A 19,330-nucleotide genomic window follows, 5' to 3' on the forward strand; every position below is an offset into this window, starting at 1 on the left:
GCGGTGTCACTGGCTACGATCAGGCAGCAGATACCACCGATCTCCGAACAGCTTTCATTAAGCGGTTGCTGCGCTCAATGGAGGCAAGGCATTTCTTGATATTGCCTTCTATGTATTCCACGTTTTCCCCCATTTCATGCAACGCTTGCCAATGGGTGAGTGCCTGCGTGAAGCGTTGAAGGCGCATCGCTGCGACGGCCGCTGTTTTCAGCCCAATATGATCATCGGGCGCCAGCCGCAGGATAGTTTCACTGACAGCCATCCGCTCTTCAGCGCTAGCCGGATCCAGCAGGCGGATTTTTGCGTGCAGCGACGAAATCACACGTTTCTTTTCTGGTGCAATGGGTGCGTCTCCCACAGTCAGTTGTTCAATCAGCTCGAGAAGAGTCCAGGCCTCATCGGGCAGGCCGCTTGCATTCAATTCGCGGGCGGCGCGGATACCGCGGGTTCGCAACGAGCTAAGCTGGCGTAGCGCTTCTTCTTGCGATGCCTTGTCGGCAGAGCTATCGCGTGCGACCACGGCATATGCCTCAACAGCATCTCGAAGACGCTCGTTGCGAATGGCGACACGAGCAAGGTGCAGGCGCACCGACACCGGCGCCTCGGGTTGGTCCGCCGCCAGCCGCAGATGATGAATCGCCGTCTCGATGTCGCCCAACGCATCCGCCGCGCGTCCGCGGTAGTTGTCGAGTTCCGGGAAGGTGATACGTGCGTTAATTGCGACATCGATGATGCGCAGCAATTTGGCGTAGTCTTTGGCAACGAATGCAGCGCGTGCTGATTTTTGCAATTGTTTCTCGAGATCCCACTCTGCGCGCAACGCATTTCTGTTGGTGGGATCGATTTGGCAAATTGCCTTGATCCGGTCAGTCGCAACGGCAAGGTCGTCGCGTTCCAGCGCCTGCTCACCGTCGTTCAGCCATTGCGGCCCCTGATTGGAAACCCAACGCTCAAAATCGGTGCTTTTTCTGCCCAATAGATCCTGGCTGACCAGAAGGGCAGCGGCGGCGGAGGCATAGCCCCGATCCGACGCATAACGGGCGAGCGACACCGTATCCCGATCTTCGAGTCGAGGGGCCTGTTCCGCGACGGCGAGAAGCGCGAGACGGTCGCCGGCAGCGATGCTGCGCTTCCATTGAACCGCGTAGCTGGCACCATGGGTTGGCAGTACCGCGCGTACCTCGTCGGCCCAATGTCCAGCAGCCTCTACAGCACTGGTCATTTCGAGCAGGTTGAGCACGGCATCCGCGGCTTCGGTCGAGTCGGGCGAAATGCGGAACAGACGTTTCCAGTTCGCAATGGCCGTTTCGATTTCGCCGGTGCGAGTGGCGGAGACTGCGCAAATGCGCAGAATTTCGGTTGTTTCCCGTTCGTCACCCAGCAAAGCAGCCGCAGTGCGTTGAGCTTCCTGATAACGCTCAAGCTCGAAATAGCAGCGCATGAGCAGTTCGTCTACCTGTTCGGTGGAATCTTCGTCCTGCCGCGCTGCTTCGATCAGCGCGATCGCAGCCTCGTAATTGCCGAGTTCAGACTGCATCCGGGCCAGCAACATCTGGTGTTCCGGACGACCCCGGTCCGTGCGCAATACTGCATGCACCCGCCGGGAAGCATCCAGCAGATTTCCGCTATTCCAGGCAGCTTCTATACTTTCGGCAGGATCGGGCAGATCGACGACCGGTGTCGTATTGAGCAGTGACGCAAAATCGACCAGTTGGAGGAAATACTGCGAATACCAGTCGGCGCAAATTCGCTGGGCGAATTCGTCCGTATAGTGAGTCAGATCCAACCCGCCATTTTCCAGCGCATTGGCCTGCCCCATCTCCTGCATGACAGCTGTAGGCTCATAGCACGGTACTTCCAGACGTGCCGAAATGCTCTTCACCGTTTGAATCAGAGTGTGCCGTTGATCAATAACCTCATCATCAGTTGTTCGCGCATCGACGTGCGTCACGAACACGATTTTGTCCCGACCGATGAGATTGACGATCTCCTGCATTTCCTGCTCGATCTCGTCATCCGACTGTACACGCCTGACCATCCGCGCAAGCAGATTACGATCCTGCTCTGACAGGTGAAGAAAGGCCGGATCCTGGTCAAGCCACGCGCGTCGTTCTTCCAGGCGGGCCGGCGACCCCATCGTCCAGAATTGGCGCGTGCGGTTGCGATCGGCAAAGAATTCAGCGAAATAGCGGCTTAGATAGTTCGTTTGTACGGGACGTTCGTCAACCGTGACCAGTTTACGTGACGAAATCTCTACCAGATAGAGGTCGGCGGCCGAATAGGGCAAGCCCAACTTCTCCGCAACGACGCTCGGTCGAAAAAGCACCGGCTGAATGTCGGACGGTATGCTTGCCTTACCGAACATGAAGCGCAACTGCTGCAGCGCCTCAGCACTTGAATGCACGAAACCATAATTGCGCAACGAGTGCGCCTTGATCGGATAAACCGACACACCTTTACGCAAGGGGCCGTGGATACGACAGGTTCCGATCGGCGCGATCTTCAACTTTAATGCTTTCATGACGCAATCCGGCAGAGAAAACGAAGGTGGCGACTTAGAGCGCCCAGTACTGGATGTCGGACTTCAGACGGCTGCGGTCGAGCGCCGATTTCAGGTCACACACCATGCCGCCGTCGCGGATCATAAACGGCAGATCACCCCAGAATGTCGACATGATGTCCTGATGCGGAACGGCCAGAATGACCACATCCAGTTCCGACAGTTGCGACTTGTCGACCAACGTGATGTTGTATTCATGGGCCATCTGATCTTTGTCGGCCATCGGGTCGTACGCGAGCGGCGTGATTCCGAACGACTCCAGACTGCGATAGAGATCGACAACCTTGGAGTTGCGGATATCGGGCACGTTCTCCTTGAACGTCATGCCGAGAATGCCGATACGCGTGGACGGCGACAGACGGTGCATACGCGCGAGTGCCTGCACGAGGCGCGATCCGACGTATTCAGCCATGCCGTCGTTAATCCGTCGACCAGCGAGGATCACTTCCGGGTGATAACCCAGTTCTTGCGCTTTCGACGTCAGGTAGTAAGGGTCCACGCCAATGCAATGGCCGCCCACGAGACCCGGCGTAAAGCGCAGGAAGTTCCACTTGGTGCCTGCAGCCGCGAGTACTTCCGTGGTCGAAATGCCGACGAGATCGCAGATTTTCGACATCTCGTTCATCAACGCGATATTGATGTCGCGTTGGGTGTTTTCGAGTACTTTCGCGGCTTCAGCAACCTTGATCGAGGACGCGCGATGAACGCCTGCCTCAATGATCTGGCCGTATACGTCCGCAATAATTTCTAGGGATTCGGCATCCTGGCCGGCGACAATCTTGACGATCTTCTCGAGCGGATGCTCGCGATCGCCCGGGTTGATCCGCTCAGGGCTGTAGCCGAGCTTGAAGTCGACGCCGCAGCGCAGGTTCGATGCTTTTTCCAGTTCCGGTCCGCAGATTTCTTCCGTTGCACCTGGGTGGACGGTCGATTCGAATACGACGATGCTGCCAGGACGAAGAACCGGTCCGATCGTCTGGCACGCGCGAACAAGAAGGGAGAAGTCGGGACTGCACTTTTCGTCGACAGGCGTCGGAACTGCGACCACGAAGAAATTGCAGTCGGACAGATCTTGCGAGTTGTCGGTGAAACGCAAAGTGGATGCTTCTAGAACGTCGCGATCGATTTCGCCGGTCCAGTCATCGCCTTGGCGAAGGCGCTCAATGCGGCGGCTGTCGACATCGAAACCAATAACGTCAAAACGGCGGGCAAATGCTACTGCAACTGGCAGGCCGACGTAGCCCAGACCACACACTGCAATCTTTTGAATAGCCAAGAGAACCCTCAATTAGGCCTAGCGGACTTTAGCCGCTTTTTTGATTTTCACGGTCCCTCTTCCACCCGCGTTGCGGATGGCGAACATGACGGAAGCGCCCCGAAATAGTCCGCACAACGTCGTGCTCTAAGGGGGTAGAGGCCCCCTCAAAGTGCAAGGAAAAGCGGCCGAACTATAGGCCCGCAATATTAAGTGAACAGTTAAGCAGCAGTCAATTTATTCTTTCGCTAAATTTCTCATTGTTTGCTTTGCAACACAGGCATTATTTCCGTTTGTTACGACGCCTGTGGAGTAGCCCCTTGATTCTCAGGACACGAGACACCCCTTAAAATAAGAGGGAATCTTGTGACTAGTTTCAAGCCTAGGCAAATGGTGGAAAGCATTGAAGTTCTGACCGAGCCGGAGCGCCGTCGTCGGCGTTCGATTCAAGAAAAAGTGGCCATCGTGCAGGAAACCCGGGAGCCGGGAGCAACGCTTTCATCGGTTGCGCGACGGCACGGGGTCAACCCAAACCAGGTGTTTGCGTGGCGCAAGCAATACGAGGAAGGCAGCCTGGCTGCGGTGAAGGCGGGAGAAGCCGTGGTGCCCGCCTCGCAGTTAGCCACAGCGATGAAGGAAATCAGGGAACTGCAGCGTCTGCTTGGCAAGAAGACGCAGGAGGCAGAAATCCTGAAGGAAGCAGTCGAATATGGCCGCTCAAAAAACTGGATTGCGCGCTCGCCCTTACTGCCCGGGGACGACCAATGAAAACGGTCTGCGATGTTCTCGGCGTGGCGCGCTCTGCTCTGGCAGTCAGAAAAACCCGATCTCCTGACTGGCAGGACGGACGCCGCGCCCGACGGACCGACGACACGGAACTGGTAGCTGCGATCCACGAGCATGTGGCGGGCTTGCCGACTTATGGATACCGGCGAGTCTGGGCACTGCTGCGACGTAGTCACGAAATGGCTGGTGTGCCGTGCGTGAACGCCAAGCGGGTCTATCGCGTCATGCGCGACCACCAGTTACTGCTTCAGCGCCTTGGCCAGCATCGCGATACCCGCCGGCATGACGGACGCATTGCCGTTGACCAGAGTAATGTCCGCTGGTGCTCGGACGGCTTTGAGTTCCGTTGCGACGACGGCTCGCCGTTGCGCGTGACGTTTGCGCTGGACTGCCATGACCGGGAAGCTATCAGCTGGGCAGCGACTACCGGCGGTCATAGCGGCGACGTCGTGCGTGATGGGATGCTCGCAGCGGTCGAGCAACGCTGCGGCACGACGCAGGCAGGCACGCCCATCGAGTGGCTGTCGGACAACGGCTCTGCCTACATTGACCATCGCACGCGCAGTTTCGCTCGCGAGCTGGGTCTGGAGCCGTTGACTACACCCGTTCGTTCGCCGCAGAGCAACGGCATGGCTGAGTCGTTCGTGAAGACAATCAAGCACGATTACATTGCCTTTATGCACAAGCCTGATGTGCCAACAGCGCTCTCGCATCTGGGCGGCGCCTTTGAACACTACAACGAACGCCACCCGCATAAGGCCTTGAAGTACCGTTCCCCTCGGGAGTTCCGGCGAACCGCTGCATCATCAACCTAACGGTGTCCGAGTGTCCTGAGTTACAGGGTCAACTCCAGCCTGGTATTTTAGAGGCGAAGCGCTTGCTGTGTATCCGGTGGTAATCGTCGTTAGCGTATAATCTCAGCGGTTCTGCCTAACCTTTCCAGAGTGCGCGCCCAGTCAGGATCTGCAATGAGGCCTTGTTTGTACAGTTCGTGAGCGGCACTCACCAGTTTTCCATCGCGCCCTAATAACTCGTCGCCGTATTGAATCATTAACAGATTGGGCCAGGCTTGCGGTCGCACTCGCAACAGATGGCCCATAATGTACTGCTCGTCATGCTGCGGAAAAGCCTGAGACCAGATCAGTACAGCGGCGGCTGTCGATCGTGATTTACCCGACAGGCAGTGAATAAAGAGTCGCGATGCCGGATCTTCGCTTGCCTGTTTTCCGAATGCGAGAATCTCGGCAACGTGTTCGCGGGTAGGTGATACCCTTTGGTCTCGCTGTTCAATGTCGTCATGGAAGCGTAGCAGGCGCCAGCGGTCGGCCTGCCAGGTGGCGAATTCCGTCGGTTCGGTCCATTCGGGATCGATGAGAGAGAGTACGTGAGTGTGCCCGGCGGGATCGCTCAGGTTGCGCAATCCACAAATAGTTGTGCTTTCAAGAAAATTGTGCATATGCAAAGCGAGTCGATCAGACTAAGTAGTGTGAATATTATCGTTCGTGATTCAGCGGGGCGCACACTTCTCCAGATGCGTGACGGTATGGCTCGAAGCTCTCCACTGCTTTGGGGTTTCTGGGGTGGAGCAGTAGACGCCAATGACGAAAGCGCACACCATGCTGCAGCTAGGGAGCTAGGCGAAGAGCTTTGTGTTCCTGCTGAATCGGCTAATTTTGTTTCTATGGGCCAGCGCATTGATAGCCGCGGGCGGATGGCTGCGCTGCTTCTTTACCAAATCCCCCTTGCGTGGGGAACGTTCCGGGTCAATGAAGGCGCCGGTGCCGCGTTCTTCTGGCGGGAGGAGATGAAGCAACTGCCCCTTTCAAATTCCGTCGTGTGGTATTTGCAACGGCATCCTGAATTCTTTCACGATTTGAATTAAAAATAAAAATGGACTTCGAAAAATGGCTGCCTTGCTGCCGTTCCTGGCAGAATGGCTAGTATAGCGCAGGTGGTTATCTGTTCGGGGTATTGGTGAGCGTGAGTCAGAGCTGCCAGCGTCAAGTATTTGTCGTGTCCTAGGCGGTACTCGCGTTTAATAAGAAAGATCAAATTAACTGGCTACGTCCGTTCTGCTGCTGACAAACCGAATTAGCCTCCATTGTCTGACATCGTTTGATATCGATGGTGGTTCAAATCAACACGTCCACTATGAATCAAATCACAAAATTCGAGGAATGTGTGGATTCCTGTGCGATATGTCATTGCCAGATCTGGCTTTGTCTGTCGTATTCAGGACAATTGCGTGTTAATTGTTGACGCAATTGAGAGGCGATTGTTAGTAGCGCTATCCGGGGATTTCGAAGGCGTATCGTGAGCGTAACGCAGCGGCCAGTAATTTAATTCTGCATACTGATTTTAAGGTTCAAGAGGAGCATCTTTTATGTGTGGCATTGTCGGCGCGGTTGCGCAACGTAATATCGTTTCCGTCCTGCTCGAAGGACTGCGTCGCCTCGAATATCGCGGCTACGATTCATGCGGCGTCGCCGTGCTGGGCGAAGAAGGCCCACGCCGGGCGCGCAGCGTGGCGCGCGTCACCGACCTCGACGAGCAGGTGCGCGAGAGCCATCTCGACGGCATCACCGGTATTGCGCATACGCGCTGGGCGACCCATGGCGCACCGGTCACGGACAACGCGCACCCGATCTTCTCGAAAGACGAGCTGGCGTTGGTACACAACGGCATCATCGAGAACTACGAGTCGTTGCGTGAGATGCTGCGCGACAAGGGCTACACGTTCGTTTCGCAAACCGATACGGAGGTTATCGCCCACCTCGTGCATAGCCTGTACAACGGCGATCTGTTTGCCACCGTGCGCGAAGCGATCGGGCAGTTGCACGGTGCGTACGCGATTGCGGTGCTGCATAAGAATCAGCCGCACACCGTCGTCGGTGCCCGGCAGGGTTCGCCGCTGGTGGTCGGGATCGGCAACGGCGAGAACTTCCTCGCGTCCGACGCACTGGCACTGGCGGGCAGCACCGAACGCTTCATCTTCCTCGAAGAAGGCGACGTGTGCGAACTGTCGCTCGACGGCGTGAAGATCAGCGACCGCGATGGCTACGACGCGCAGCGTGAAGTGCGCCAGGTCGCGGCATATGGCGGCGCGGTCGAACTCGGCCCGTATCGCCACTTCATGCAGAAGGAAATTTTCGAGCAGCCGCGCGCCATCACCGACACGATCCCGCAAGCCGATTCGTTCGACCCGTCGATCTTCGGCGACGACGCGCAGACGGTGTTCGGCGAGATCGACAATCTGCTGATTCTCGCGTGCGGTACGAGCTCTTACGCAGCGCTAACCGCGAAGTACTGGCTCGAATCGATCGCGAAGATTCCGACTCAGGTGGAAATTGCGAGCGAATATCGCTATCGCGAGTCGGTGCCGAATCCGAAGTCGCTGGTGGTGGTGGTCTCACAGTCCGGCGAAACAGCCGACACGCTCGCCGCGCTCAAGCATGCGCAGTCGCTTGGACACAAGCACACGCTGGCCGTCTGTAACGTCGGCACGAGCGCGATGGTGCGTCAGACGGAACTGTCGTTCCTCACGCACGCAGGCCGTGAGATTGGCGTGGCGTCGACCAAGGCGTTCACCACGCAACTGGTCGCACTGTTCGTGCTGGCCGCGACGCTCGCGAAGCTGCGCGGGCATCTGAGCGCCGGGCAGGAAGCCGATTACGTGAAGCAGTTGCGCCACCTGCCGGCGGCGCTGAATAGCGTGCTGGCCCTGGAGCCGCAGATCATCGCGTGGTCGGAGGAGTTTTCGCGCAAGGAACATGCGCTGTTCCTCGGCCGTGGGTTGCATTACCCGATCGCGCTGGAGGGCGCGCTGAAGCTCAAGGAGATTTCGTATATTCAAGCTGAGGCGTATCCGGCTGGCGAGTTGAAGCACGGGCCGCTCGCGCTCGTGACGGAGGCGATGCCGGTGGTGACGGTCGCGCCGAATGACGCGCTGCTCGAAAAGCTGAAGTCGAATATTCAGGAAGTACGGGCGCGTGGCGGCCAGCTGTATGTGTTCGCCGATGCCGACACGAAAATCGTCAATGACGAAGGCCTGCATGTGATCCGGATGCCGGAGCACTATGGGCTGCTGTCGCCGATCCTGCACGTCGTGCCGCTGCAGTTGCTCGCGTATCACACGGCGTGTGCGCGCGGTACCGATGTAGATAAGCCGAGAAACCTGGCTAAATCCGTGACGGTGGAGTGAGGGGAAAAATCTCGGTGAACCAGAGGAGGTAGCACGTTGTGGCAATGACCGATGGAGCCAGGCGTCACGATGACATCGCTCATGTAAGCAGGTCGTTGCCATGCTCCGCACGTGAGCGGACAAAGTGGTTGACAGCAACTCATCAGGCCGCTTTGTCCTTTGCTTATTAAAAGGCGCCACATTTGCCGTGGCATCTGACGTCACACCGGTTGACACATTAAATCCTCATGCGGGACGACCTTCGTGCTGCAGCCCAAATGGACCGGAGGACAACCGCCCCATTCGCGATGCACCGGTACAGGAGGAAAAAAACCTCCACAGCACGACAGCGGGTTTTCACGCGTCAAACATGCGATTCCGCCGCGCACGGCCAAAGACGCCGCGCGGTCGAGTTCATCGAAATGGGAAGGTCTTTGAGAACTAGCGTGGACATGATGGATCTCCGACAAGTTGGGATGGGTAATGAGCGCGGACGCCGCCGCGCTCAGGCTTTCCATTTGCACGCACCATGCCATGCGCTGCAACGGCCTGTCAGGGAGATCTGCTGCACGCTTGCGCGTGCGAAGTGATGGCTGTGCGCCAACGGGCGAAACCGTCAGTGTCGCAACGCCGCCGACAGCTCTTTCTCAAACCCGTATCAGCCGATACTGCCGCCCGTCCATCCCGCGAGCAAAACGGGCAACGCCGCCATATCGCGAAACACCTGCACCGCGCCTGCGCCATGCAATGCCGTCGCGCTGCTATGTCCCAATTCCATCGGACAATAACCGAACACCGTCGCGCCGGCCGCGACACCTGCCGTCGCGCCCGTCACCGTATCTTCAATCACCGCGCAACGCTTCGGGTCCACACCCAACGCCGCGGCCGCCGCCAGATAAACATCGGGAAACGGCTTGCTACGCGGCATTTCATGTCCGCTAAAAATGCGTCCTTCGAAACAGTCGAGAATGCCGGCCTTCGCAAGTTGCAATTCGACCTTCACACGGTCGGCACCCGAGGCCACCGCAATACGGCCATTCAGTTGCGCCAGTAACTTCCGCACCGCCGGCGCCGCGCCGGCAATCGCCACCAGCTCCTTGTCGAGCGCGGCATTGCGTCGCGCGCGAAACTGCATGAGCCATTCGGTGGTGATTGCGAAGCCGGTGCGCGCTTCGATCAGCGCGGCTTCGTCTTTCACTGCTTTGCCGACAAAAATGCGCATCGTCTCTTCAACGCTCAGTTGCCAGCCCAGCTCGCCGAGCATTTCGGTCAACACGCGGTTAGTGATGGGTTCGGAGTCGACGAGCACGCCGTCGCAGTCGAAGAGTACGGCGTCGAAGGGGAAATCGGCCATCGGGTAGGGAAGTGATGAAAGTCGTGGGACCAGAAAGCATACCTTACCGGCCCGTCCGACGTTGACCGTCACCGCGCGACAGGCCCGTATGCATGCTGGTCCGCTCGTACGAATAGACAACGGCTACAGCGGCTATGGCGGCGCCCGCCACTCCCGTTCCCATACGCACGCAGCCCGCGCAATTAATTCTTCATGCGCGCTGTTTGGGCAGGTCGGGACGGCGAGGCCGCTAACCGGCGTGGTGCGTGCGTGAGTTCAAAGGATCGAATTCGCGTCGCGCTTCGCGGCGGAAAACACCATCCGTACCAACAGGCCACCGCCGGGATGGTTGCCCAGAATAAGACGCCCTCCGGCATCGGCAACGAGCTTCTTGACCAACGCCAGACCCAGTCCCCAATGACGTTCGTCGTCGTCGTGACGACCCAGCCGCACGAAGATTGCCGTCGCGTTCGATAGCTCCGACTGTTTGATACCAGGACCGTGGTCTCTGAAGCTCAGCGTCCACTCGTCGCGTGTGCGGGACGTTTTGATCTCGATCGGCGGGACCCCGTGCTCCAACGCATTGTCGACGAGGTTGGACATCACACGTTCGAGGAACGTGCGCGGCAGGCTGAAGTCCGCGCCTGCGTCGAACGTGCAGTTGAAGAGTCCGGCGTCCAGTGAGCTGGTCAACACGAACCGGTCCCGGATGAACGCTTCCACCGGCATGTCGGTCGCGCGCGCAGGCGTGCATCCGCTTACCTCGATGAACTGCGTGGCGATATGCGAAAACAGATCGACATCCTCGACTAGCGCAACCCGTTTATGCCACTCGTTGACCTGCAACGCGGTGCCGCGCAGGCGGATCGCATGGGATTCGAGGTGCATCGCGAGAGCCGCGAGCGTGGCCGACTGCTCCGCATTCGCGTGATAACGCCGGGTCAGCATGTCGTTGAACGTGCGGGCGAGACGACGCAAACCTTGCGGGCCTTTTTCTGCGGTGATCCTGGACGTATCGCCATCGCACGCGACCTCGCAAAAAGTGCTCGCGAGGCGTCGCATCGGCCTGCCGAGCAGCCAGCTTCCAGTCAGTCCAAGCACGATGGATAGCAGCAGAATCAGACTTGCGGGGAGCATGGGGTTGTCCAGCGCCAGATAGCCAGCATCGTCATCGAACTCTGCCGAGTCGTCCTGCAATGTGCCCGGTGAGCGCAACAAGCGTTGTTCTACGGTGCTCGGCCAACTGGGCTCAAAGAGGCTGCTGTCGATATCGTCGCGCAGGCTGACCAGTCGCGCCCGGTCGACCAGCATGACGGCGGGCGGCGCGATCGAGAACGCAGAGGTTCGCATGGAAGGCGCGCGCTGCACCGCGTGGTCTCGTTGGAATGGCGACGGTCCGGGCGGGCGTGGCGAAGCCTGGCTCCGCGAGAAGCCCGCGAGGTTCGCGTGTTGCACAGACCCGGCCATGGCGTGCGAGTCGATGCTCAATATCAGCATCGCGGTCAATACGAAGGCTCGTTGAAGCACTCTGATCAATCGTTCCTCTTCGGCGCTAGTCGACAATGGGTGGGTCTGGCGCAATGCATGCACATGGCAAAGCGACGCCGGACCACGCGTTATCGGGTACGTAGGGTTCCGCTATTTTCCGTGAGACGGCAGACGGCAGGCGGCCGCCGGACAGACTTCATGCAACGATCCGTAAGCAACGGAAATGATCGTCGATTCTGATGGCGCAGGAATGTGCGAATACCGGGGGACATCGGCCAACTGCTTACCAGATGTTACGTATTCTATCGGCTCGATGCAGAGTGCATGAAGAAAGCGATGGGCGGCAGCGAACGCAAGCATCGCATGCCGCAGCTATCACCGTTGCGGTGCGGCGATCGCTGCGGCTTCGATCGCGTGCGTCGCATGCAACGAATCATCGCCGACGCGATGATAACGGCGACCGTAGTAAATCAGCGCGTCGCCAGCGACGTGCGTGTGCGCGGCCTTCACCGCGCAGAAGAACACCGTGTGCGTGCCAACTTCGGTGATCGATTCGATCTCGCAGTCAAGCGACGCAAGCGCATCGCGCAAGACGGGCGCGCCCGTCACGAGTTGTTCCCAGTGCGCGGCGGCGAAGCGTTCGGCCACGGGCAGCGCGCTATTGGCGAAATGCGCGGCCAGCGTTTGCTGTTCGGCATTGAGCACGTTCACGCAAAGCTTGCCGTTCGTGCGAAACGCCGCGTTGTTACGGCTGCTGCGGTTGATGCAGACCAGCAGGGTAGGCGGCTCGTCGGTGACGCCGCAGACCGCCGACGCGGTGCATCCCGCGAGACCCGCTGTGCCGTCGCTGGTGATGATGTTGACGGCCGTGCCGAGTCCGGCCATGGCGTCGCGGAACGTATTTTTCTCGAGCATGGGCATCTCCGCTGAATGACCTCAATCCGCCGCACTCATTGCGCACCCATTGCGCACTCAGGCGAACGAAACCGCGCAGCCGTATGCGTATCGGGCAGACGTGCGTGACCAAAGAGCTTTTCACGCAAGGTGCCGTCGCGATAGGCACGCTTATACGCGCCGCGTTCCTGAAGAATCGGCACGACCAGTTCGATGAAATCTTCAAAGCACTCGGGCGCGACGGTACGCGATAGATTGAAACCGTCCACGCCGGTTTCTTCGGTCCACGCGATCAGTTCATCGGCGATCCGTTCGGCCGAGCCGACCAGCGGCGCCTGACGGCTGCCCAATACCATCTGTTCGAGCAGCTTGCGCCGGGTCCATTGCGGACCGGCGGCGCGCGTCATCGCTTCGACGTTCGACACAATCGCCTGGCTCTTGCCGGTCTCGATCGGTTCGTCGAGGTCGTAGCGCGCAAAGTCGATACCGAGCGACGCCGCCGCATGCACGAGCGCGGCCTCGGAACTGACATAGCGGCGGTACTCGTCGTACTTCTCCTGCGCGTCGCGATCCGTGCGCGCTGTGATGACGGTCTGTCCGAGCAGCACCTTGATATCGTCCGCACGGCGCCCCCCGGCAACGGCATGAGCGCGAATGTCGTCGACGATGGTTTTTACCGCGGGCTTCGCCTGGCCATTGACGAACACGCACTCCGCATGCGCCGCCGCGAACTGCTTGCCGCGCGCCGACGAGCCAGCCTGATACAGCACCGGCGTACGCTGCGGCGACGGCTCGCTCAGATGCATCGCATCGACACGGTATTGCTTGCCGTGATGATGAATCACATGCACTTTCGACGCGTCCGCATAGATGCCGTGGGTTTTATCGCGTAGCACCGCATCGTCTTCCCAACTGCATTCCCACAGTTTGTAGACCAGTTCCATGTATTCGTCGGCGAGGTCGTAGCGGTCGTCGTGCGCCATCTGACCGGTCAGTCCGATCGCACGCGATGCGCTGTCGAGATAGCCGGTGACGATGTTCCAGCCGACCCGGCCGCGCGTCAGATGATCGAGCGTCGACATGCGCCGCGCGAACAGATACGGTTGCTCGACCGAAAGATTGGACGTGACGCCGAATGACAGATGGCGAGTGACCGCGGCCATGGCGGGAATCAGCAGCGTGGGATCGTTGACGGGCACCTGCACGGCGCCGCGAATCGCGGCGTCGGGATTGCCGCCGTAGACGTCGTAGACGCCCACGACATCGGCGAAGAAGATGCCGTCGAACAGGCCCGCTTCGAGCGTGCGGGCGTAGTCGGTCCAGTAATGCAGGTCGGTGTAGCGGGACGACTGGTCGCGTGGATGAGTCCACATACCTTGCTGGATGTGGCCGACGCAATTCATGTCAAATGCGTTGAGAACGATTTCCTTCGGCATGGTGTCTTCCGGCTGAGAGGGACGAATGCTTACGGTTTCCATTCAATGAGTGAACGCATGACGCATGCGCGCACCTGAACTCGTGCGTTTAATATAGTGGACGAAAAATGACTATGCAAGACATCGATTCTGACTTTTAATGCGAGCGAGGGCGCGCACGGCAGCGCAAGCCATGCGGTCCCGGTCGATATAATTTTGCGGTACTCACCATTCCGATCATGAACATGTCCGAATCCGCTGCCGTCGATCTGACCCACGCCATTTCGTCGCGCGTGAAGACCGAGCGCGAAGCACGTAACTGGTCGTTGAGTGAACTGGCGGAGCGTTCGGGTGTGTCGAAGGCCATGATCAGCAAGATCGAGCGCGGCGAGGCGAGCCCTACCGCGACGGTGCTGGGCCGTTTGTCCGGCGCCTTCGGGCTGACCTTGTCGACGTTGCTGGCACTGGCCGAACAGACCGGCGAGAGGCTCGCGCGCCGGTCCAGCCAGGCAATCTGGCAAGACCCCGAAACGGGCTATATCCGGCGGCGCATCTCGCCACCTACCGGCGGGGTGCTCGAATTACTCGAAATCGAATTGCCGGTGGGCGTGAGAGTGCCTTATCCGTCGGATGCCTTTGTGTTCCAGCATCAGCAGATCTGGGTTACGCACGGGGTGCTGAACTTTCGGGAGGGCCGGCAGGAATACCGGCTCGAAACAGGAGATTGCCTGCAACTCGGCGCGCCGGTCGAGTGCGAGTTTTTCAATGCGGGCGCTGAGGTTTGCCGTTACGTGATTGGCCTGGTGAGACGTTGATCGATGTTCATCGACGTTCATCTCGCCGCGGAGATTCCAAATACCAGGACATCCCGAACCATCAATCACCGGGTGACGCCACCTGCTCGTGATTCGCAGCAGGCGGCGCCATCCTGACAATTAGCCGGCTGATCAACCTCCGCCGCCTTGCACGCCAAGGGTGATCCGGTTATTCACCGATTTCACACCGGCCACACCCTTCGCCACATCCGCCGCCTGCTGGATCTGACCGCCTTCAGGCACTGAACCGGTCAACGTGACCGCGCCGGCACGAGCCCGCACGAACACGTTAGACACATTGAAGCCCTGTGCCCGCGACAACGCACGACGGACGTCCCGGCTCAGTTTCCGGTCGCCCGTGCGCATCGCTTTGCTGGGGTTGGTCGCCGGCGCGGCCGTGGTGTCCGCTGGCGCTGCATCGCTGGCCTGGGCATAGGCGCTGGAGGCGGTGGCCACGCACAATGCAAGTCCAAGCGCCTTCAAAAGATTCGATGTTTTCACGTTTTCTCCATCCTCGATAAGTTGGTGTCGCTTCGTTGCATGCAAAAACTGCGCGCTTGCGAGCGTGTCTCCGCCCACGAGGAACGCCCTGTCTTATAGAAGAGCGTTGCTACGGCGCTCCCGGCGCGCTTAAACAATACTCCAGCAAACGCGCTAATGCTGGAAAAACTGGTGCAGGTGTTGCATTGCGTGACAGCTTGCTGCTGTGGCTTGTACGGTTAAATGCCCGCATGATTTGCATTGCACATTTCAGACTATAATTTCGCAGCCCGGATTACCCCCCATCCAGATCGCGGTTTGTCCTTCAGATGCAGCCGTTTCGCGGGAGCGCGTTTCGTTTTGAGTAAAACTTATCACAGCCCGGTGGATCACCCCGTCGATCCGACGACCGGCGCTCCGGCGCAGACCCCTTCTTCCTCCGCGAAGGCGCCCGCCGTTCTCGCCACGCGAACCGCGCACGAGGCGCATAAAGACGACCGCCATTTTGTTACCGCCCTGGCGCGGGGGCTCGAAGTGCTGGCCTGTTTTCGTTCCGGCGACAAATCGCTGAGTAACCAGGAGCTGGCGGCGCGCTGCCGCTTGCCGAAGTCAACGGTATCGCGGCTAACGCATACGCTGACTTTGCTCGGCTATCTGATCCATTTGAAAGAGAGCGGTAAGTACCGGCTCGGCACGGCCTCGCTTGCGCTGGGCAGCGCGATGCTGGCGCGGCTCGACGTGCGCAAGATCGCGCGGCCCGTCATGCAGGAGCTTGCCGATATTTCCGGCGCAACGGTTTCATTGGGCACACGCGACCGGCTTTCGATGATCTACGTAGAGAACTGCCGGGGCTCGGTGGCGCTCACGTTGACGCTCGAAGTCGGCTCGCGCATTCCGGTCGCGACATCCGCGATTGGCCGTGCGTGGCTCGCAGCCATTCCCGAACATGACCGCCTCAGTTTCATGGAGCAGGTGAGAGAGCTGGACCATGTTGCATGGCCCAAAACGCGTCGTGGGATCGAGAAAGCACTCGATGAATACCAGACGCTCGGCGTGACGACGTCATTCGGCGACTGGCAAAAAGATGTGAACGGCATTGCGCGCGCGTTTCAGCCGGGCGGCGAATTGCCCATTATGGCGATCAACGTTGGCGGTCCGTCGTTCAAGCTTTCAAAAGAATTCCTGCTTGAAGAAGTCAGGCCACGGCTGATCGACGTCGTGACCCAACTCGAAACCGCTTTGTCGCATTGAGCGGCGTGGTTCTGGCTAGAACCACTGCGGCGCCATGGTGAGCGTGGTGTCGTCGAGACTGCGCAGCGTCGCGAGCATCAACGCGACGCGCGGCAATTCCCAGCGGAAGAACCACTGGCACGCGTGCAGCTTGCCGTGATAGAAGTCCCGGTCCGCGTCGCTTGTCGCGCCGGGTAGCGCTGCGCTCGCCACCACCGCCTGTTTCAACCACGTCCACGCGAGCACGACATGACCGAATGCTTCGAGAAACGCATTGGCGTTGGCGAGCGCGCGTTCGGTGTCGCCGCCGATTGTGGGCAGTAACGCTTCGACGGTGGCGGTCGCGTCGCGCCACGCGGCGCCCAGTGCGTCCGCGTACGCTTGCAATGCCGGGTGAGGGCGCGCGGCTTCAATGGTGTTTCGTACTTCACGCCCGAGCAATTCAAGCGCGGCCCCCTGTTTCATCACGACCTTGCGGCCCAGCAGATCGATTGCCTGAATGCCGTGGGTGCCTTCGTGAATCATGTTCAGGCGATTGTCGCGATAGAACTGTTCGACCGGGTATTCACGCGTATAGCCATAGCCGCCGTGAATCTGGATCGCGAGGCTATTCGCTTCGAGACACCATTGCGACGGCCACGATTTCACCACCGGCGTCAACAGGTCCAGCAGCAGGCCCGCTTCCGCGCGGGCGGTGTCGTTTTCGGCCGTCTTCTGCTCGTCGACGAGCCGCGCCGCATACAGACACAACGCATAAGCCCCTTCAACATAGGCCTTTTGTGCGAGCAGCATGCGGCGCACGTCAGCGTGTTCGATCAGCGGCAATTGCGGATCGAGTGGATTCTTGTTGGTGGGATGACGTCCTTGCGGCCGCTCGCGCGCGTAATCGAGCGAGGCCAGATAGCCGCGATAGCCGAGCATCACCGCGCCGAGGCCCACGCCGATACGCGCCTCGTTCATCATATGGAACATGTAGGCGAGACCCTGATGCGGTTCTCCGATCAACTCGCCAATGCATTCGCCATGTTCTCCAAACGACAGCATCGTCGAGGTCGTGCCGCGCCAACCCATCTTGTGAATCAGCCCCGCGAGCGCGACGTCGTTACGCGCGCCGCGGCTGCCGTCGTCGTTGACGTGATACTTCGGCACGGTGAACAGCGAGATGCCTTTGACTCCCGGCGGCCCGCCCGGAATACGCGCGAGTACCAGGTGAACGATGTTCTCGCTCAACTCGTGATCGCCCGCTGAAATGAATATCTTGTTGCCGCGAATCGAATAGGTGCCGTCGGCGTTCGGTGTCGCGCTCGTCACGAGATCGGACAGGCTCGAACCCGCCTGCGGTTCGGTCAGCGCCATCGTACCGAACGAGCGGCCTTCAAAAAGCGCCTGCAAATACTTGCGCTTTTGCGATGCGCTGCCAAAGCGTTCGATCACGTTCGCGTTGGCCGTGGTCAGCATCGCATAAGAAGAAGTCGCGATGTTCGCGCTCTTGAACAGCGACAGGCACGCAAACGAAATGACCGATGGCAACTGCATGCCGCCGTAGTCGTAATCCTTGCCGGCGGCGAGAAAGCCGGTCGCGCGCAACGCGTCGAGTGCCTGTTTCACTTCGGGCGGCAACGTGACCCGCTGGCCGTCGAACTGCGGTTCATGCTCGTCCAGCAAACGGTTGTGCGTCGCGAATTTTTCGACGGCTACCGCGTGCGCGGTGTCGAGCGCCGCGCTGAAGGTCTCCCGGCTGTGGTCGGCATGACGCGCGCGCTGCGTGAGCGCCTCGGCGTCGAGTACTTCGAACAGCTGGAAATCCAGATCACGCGGGTTGATGATCAGCGCATCTTGCATGGAAAAAATCCGTCCAAAAGTAAGCCGCTATGCAGAACAGTTGAGCCATCCGCAGCGGGAAAGCCCGTTGAAATTCTGTCACAGCCCGTTTGAAAAGCGCGGTATCCGGGTAAGTCCCGATGACCATTCCGCCCAATGATGCGTGCCAGTTTATAACGAAAACGAATGAGCGTGCTTTTATTTACACGCCGAATTCCGGCACGTATGATGGTTGAAAAATATGGAATCCAAAACTGCATTGCAGAACACACTGGAGGAGCGTCGCATGTCTGTGAAAGATCTGTTTCAACTGGATGGCAAGGTTGCGTTGATCACCGGAGGCTCGCGTGGACTCGGCCTGCAAATGGCCGAAGCGCTCGGCGAAATGGGCTGCCGGGTGGCCATCACCGCGCGCAAGGCCGGTGAGTTAGCCGAAGCAAAGGCGCATCTGCAAGGTCGTGGCATCGAAGTGCAGACGGTGGTCAACGATCTGCAACGCTTCGAGGGTATTCCCGGTCTCGTCGATGAAGTATTGGGCGTGCATGGCCGCATCGACATTCTGGTGAATAACGCCGGCGCGACCTGGGGTTCACCAGCCGAAGAGTATCCCGATGAAGCGTGGCACAAGGTGATGAACCTGAATGTCAACGCGCCGTTTTTCCTCGCGCGCGAAGTGGGTAAGCGCAGCATGATTCCGCGGCGCGCGGGCAAGATCATCAACGTCGCTTCTGTCGCCGGATTGAAAGGCTCGCCGCCCGGTATGAATACGATTGCGTATAACACGTCGAAGGCGGCTGCGATCAATTTCACGCGCGCACTGGCCGCGGAATGGGGCAAGTACAACATCAACGTCAATGCAATTTGCCCGGGCTTTTTCCCGTCGAAAATGTCGGAAGGCCTGCTCGACAAACTCGGCGATACGATTATTCAGCGCACGCCATTGCAGCGTCTTGGCGGCGATGAAGATCTGAAAGGGCCGGTCGTATTTCTCGCCAGCGAAGCGTCGCGTCACGTCACGGGCCAGTACGTCGCGGTCGATGGAGGCGCGATCATCGTCTGAGTGAGTGCGTGAG

At 59.2% G+C, this 19,330-nt stretch carries 15 protein-coding genes; 6 read left to right on the plus strand and 9 right to left on the minus strand.

Annotated features, from left to right (window positions below; genetic code table 11):
* Positions 1 to 19: 19 nt before the first annotated feature.
* Both LMG28727_RS27335 and LMG28727_RS27340 read right to left on the minus strand, forming a co-directional pair.
* Positions 20 to 2,521, minus strand: coding sequence for a CDC27 family protein (locus LMG28727_RS27335; RefSeq protein ID WP_201645446.1), 2,502 nt, complete (start codon positions 2,519 to 2,521; stop codon positions 20 to 22).
* 34 nt (positions 2,522 to 2,555) lie between these two features.
* Entirely contained in the window at positions 2,556 to 3,815 is a 1,260-nt protein-coding gene (locus LMG28727_RS27340; protein ID WP_201645599.1) for a nucleotide sugar dehydrogenase, read from the minus strand.
* Between the two features lie 390 nt (positions 3,816 to 4,205).
* On the opposite strand from LMG28727_RS27340, the gene LMG28727_RS27345 reads away from it, so the two are divergent.
* A protein-coding gene (locus LMG28727_RS27345) for an IS3 family transposase (protein WP_407945874.1) occupies positions 4,206 to 5,416 on the plus strand; the annotation gives its coding sequence in 2 pieces (ribosomal slippage) (positions 4,206 to 4,542 and positions 4,542 to 5,416; 1,212 coding nt in all).
* 89 nt (positions 5,417 to 5,505) lie between these two features.
* Here the strand turns inward: LMG28727_RS27345 and LMG28727_RS27350 are convergent.
* Positions 5,506 to 6,057, minus strand: coding sequence for a tyrosine phosphatase family protein (locus LMG28727_RS27350; protein WP_201645448.1), 552 nt, complete (start codon positions 6,055 to 6,057; stop codon positions 5,506 to 5,508).
* On the opposite strand from LMG28727_RS27350, the gene LMG28727_RS27355 reads away from it, so the two are divergent.
* Both LMG28727_RS27355 and glmS read left to right on the plus strand, forming a co-directional pair.
* Positions 6,058 to 6,483 carry an NUDIX domain-containing protein gene (locus tag LMG28727_RS27355; protein ID WP_201645449.1) on the plus strand — a complete coding sequence of 142 codons (426 nt, stop codon included), beginning with the start codon at positions 6,058 to 6,060 and terminating at the stop codon, positions 6,481 to 6,483.
* Between the two features lie 501 nt (positions 6,484 to 6,984).
* Positions 6,985 to 8,802 carry a glutamine--fructose-6-phosphate transaminase (isomerizing) gene (gene glmS, locus LMG28727_RS27360; RefSeq protein WP_201645450.1) on the plus strand — a complete coding sequence of 606 codons (1,818 nt, stop codon included), beginning with the start codon at positions 6,985 to 6,987 and terminating at the stop codon, positions 8,800 to 8,802.
* A gap of 637 nt (positions 8,803 to 9,439) precedes the next feature.
* Here the strand turns inward: glmS and LMG28727_RS27365 are convergent.
* The 4 genes from LMG28727_RS27365 to LMG28727_RS27380 form a co-directional block, all read right to left on the minus strand.
* Positions 9,440 to 10,135, minus strand: a complete 696-nt coding sequence (locus LMG28727_RS27365; RefSeq protein ID WP_201645451.1) for an HAD family hydrolase — start codon at positions 10,133 to 10,135, stop codon at positions 9,440 to 9,442.
* A 255-nt stretch (positions 10,136 to 10,390) separates the two neighbouring features.
* Entirely contained in the window at positions 10,391 to 11,464 is a 1,074-nt protein-coding gene (locus LMG28727_RS27370) for a HAMP domain-containing sensor histidine kinase (RefSeq protein WP_201645452.1), read from the minus strand.
* Between the two features lie 513 nt (positions 11,465 to 11,977).
* The gene (locus LMG28727_RS27375; RefSeq protein WP_201645453.1) at positions 11,978 to 12,517 is read right to left on the minus strand and encodes a flavin reductase; all 540 of its coding nucleotides are present in this window, start codon (positions 12,515 to 12,517) and stop codon (positions 11,978 to 11,980) included.
* Between the two features lie 35 nt (positions 12,518 to 12,552).
* Positions 12,553 to 13,932: an LLM class flavin-dependent oxidoreductase gene (locus LMG28727_RS27380; protein ID WP_201645454.1), complete on the minus strand. Its 1,380-nt coding sequence runs from the start codon at positions 13,930 to 13,932 to the stop codon at positions 12,553 to 12,555.
* A 224-nt stretch (positions 13,933 to 14,156) separates the two neighbouring features.
* Between LMG28727_RS27380 and LMG28727_RS27385 the strand changes: the two genes are divergently transcribed.
* Complete coding sequence (locus LMG28727_RS27385; RefSeq protein WP_201645455.1) at positions 14,157 to 14,726, plus strand: helix-turn-helix domain-containing protein; 570 nt, start codon at positions 14,157 to 14,159, stop codon at positions 14,724 to 14,726.
* Between the two features lie 132 nt (positions 14,727 to 14,858).
* Here the strand turns inward: LMG28727_RS27385 and LMG28727_RS27390 are convergent, their stop codons facing one another.
* On the minus strand, positions 14,859 to 15,227 hold the full coding sequence (locus LMG28727_RS27390) for a BON domain-containing protein (protein WP_201645456.1): 369 nt from the start codon (positions 15,225 to 15,227) through the stop codon (positions 14,859 to 14,861).
* 495 nt (positions 15,228 to 15,722) lie between these two features.
* Between LMG28727_RS27390 and LMG28727_RS27395 the strand changes: the two genes are divergently transcribed.
* A complete protein-coding gene (locus tag LMG28727_RS27395; RefSeq protein WP_236592433.1) occupies positions 15,723 to 16,457 on the plus strand; it encodes an IclR family transcriptional regulator in 735 nt (244 codons plus the stop codon).
* A 15-nt stretch (positions 16,458 to 16,472) separates the two neighbouring features.
* Here LMG28727_RS27395 and LMG28727_RS27400 read toward each other — a convergent pair whose 3' ends face one another.
* Complete coding sequence (locus LMG28727_RS27400; protein ID WP_201645457.1) at positions 16,473 to 18,278, minus strand: acyl-CoA dehydrogenase; 1,806 nt, start codon at positions 18,276 to 18,278, stop codon at positions 16,473 to 16,475.
* Between the two features lie 265 nt (positions 18,279 to 18,543).
* Between LMG28727_RS27400 and LMG28727_RS27405 the strand changes: the two genes are divergently transcribed.
* On the plus strand, positions 18,544 to 19,317 hold the full coding sequence (locus tag LMG28727_RS27405) for an SDR family oxidoreductase (RefSeq protein ID WP_201645458.1): 774 nt from the start codon (positions 18,544 to 18,546) through the stop codon (positions 19,315 to 19,317).
* Positions 19,318 to 19,330 lie beyond the last annotated feature (13 nt).

Origin of the sequence: Paraburkholderia metrosideri (assembly GCF_904848625.1) — a bacterium.
GTDB lineage: Bacteria > Pseudomonadota > Gammaproteobacteria > Burkholderiales > Burkholderiaceae > Paraburkholderia > Paraburkholderia metrosideri.

Excerpts from the sequence above, each read along its gene's own strand:
- LMG28727_RS27335 (WP_201645446.1), bottom strand. The coding sequence starts at position 2,521 with ATGAAAGCATTAAAGTTGAAGATCGCGCCGATCGGAACCTGTCGTATC.
- LMG28727_RS27350 (WP_201645448.1), bottom strand. The coding sequence starts at position 6,057 with ATGCACAATTTTCTTGAAAGCACAACTATTTGTGGATTGCGCAACCTG.
- LMG28727_RS27355 (WP_201645449.1), top strand. The coding sequence starts at position 6,058 with ATGCAAAGCGAGTCGATCAGACTAAGTAGTGTGAATATTATCGTTCGT.
- glmS (WP_201645450.1), top strand. The coding sequence starts at position 6,985 with ATGTGTGGCATTGTCGGCGCGGTTGCGCAACGTAATATCGTTTCCGTC.
- LMG28727_RS27365 (WP_201645451.1), bottom strand. The coding sequence starts at position 10,135 with ATGGCCGATTTCCCCTTCGACGCCGTACTCTTCGACTGCGACGGCGTG.
- LMG28727_RS27370 (WP_201645452.1), bottom strand. The coding sequence starts at position 11,464 with ATGCGAACCTCTGCGTTCTCGATCGCGCCGCCCGCCGTCATGCTGGTC.
- LMG28727_RS27375 (WP_201645453.1), bottom strand. The coding sequence starts at position 12,517 with ATGCTCGAGAAAAATACGTTCCGCGACGCCATGGCCGGACTCGGCACG.
- LMG28727_RS27380 (WP_201645454.1), bottom strand. The coding sequence starts at position 13,932 with ATGCCGAAGGAAATCGTTCTCAACGCATTTGACATGAATTGCGTCGGC.
- LMG28727_RS27385 (WP_201645455.1), top strand. The coding sequence starts at position 14,157 with ATGTCCGAATCCGCTGCCGTCGATCTGACCCACGCCATTTCGTCGCGC.
- LMG28727_RS27400 (WP_201645457.1), bottom strand. The coding sequence starts at position 18,278 with ATGCAAGATGCGCTGATCATCAACCCGCGTGATCTGGATTTCCAGCTG.
- LMG28727_RS27405 (WP_201645458.1), top strand. The coding sequence starts at position 18,544 with ATGTCTGTGAAAGATCTGTTTCAACTGGATGGCAAGGTTGCGTTGATC.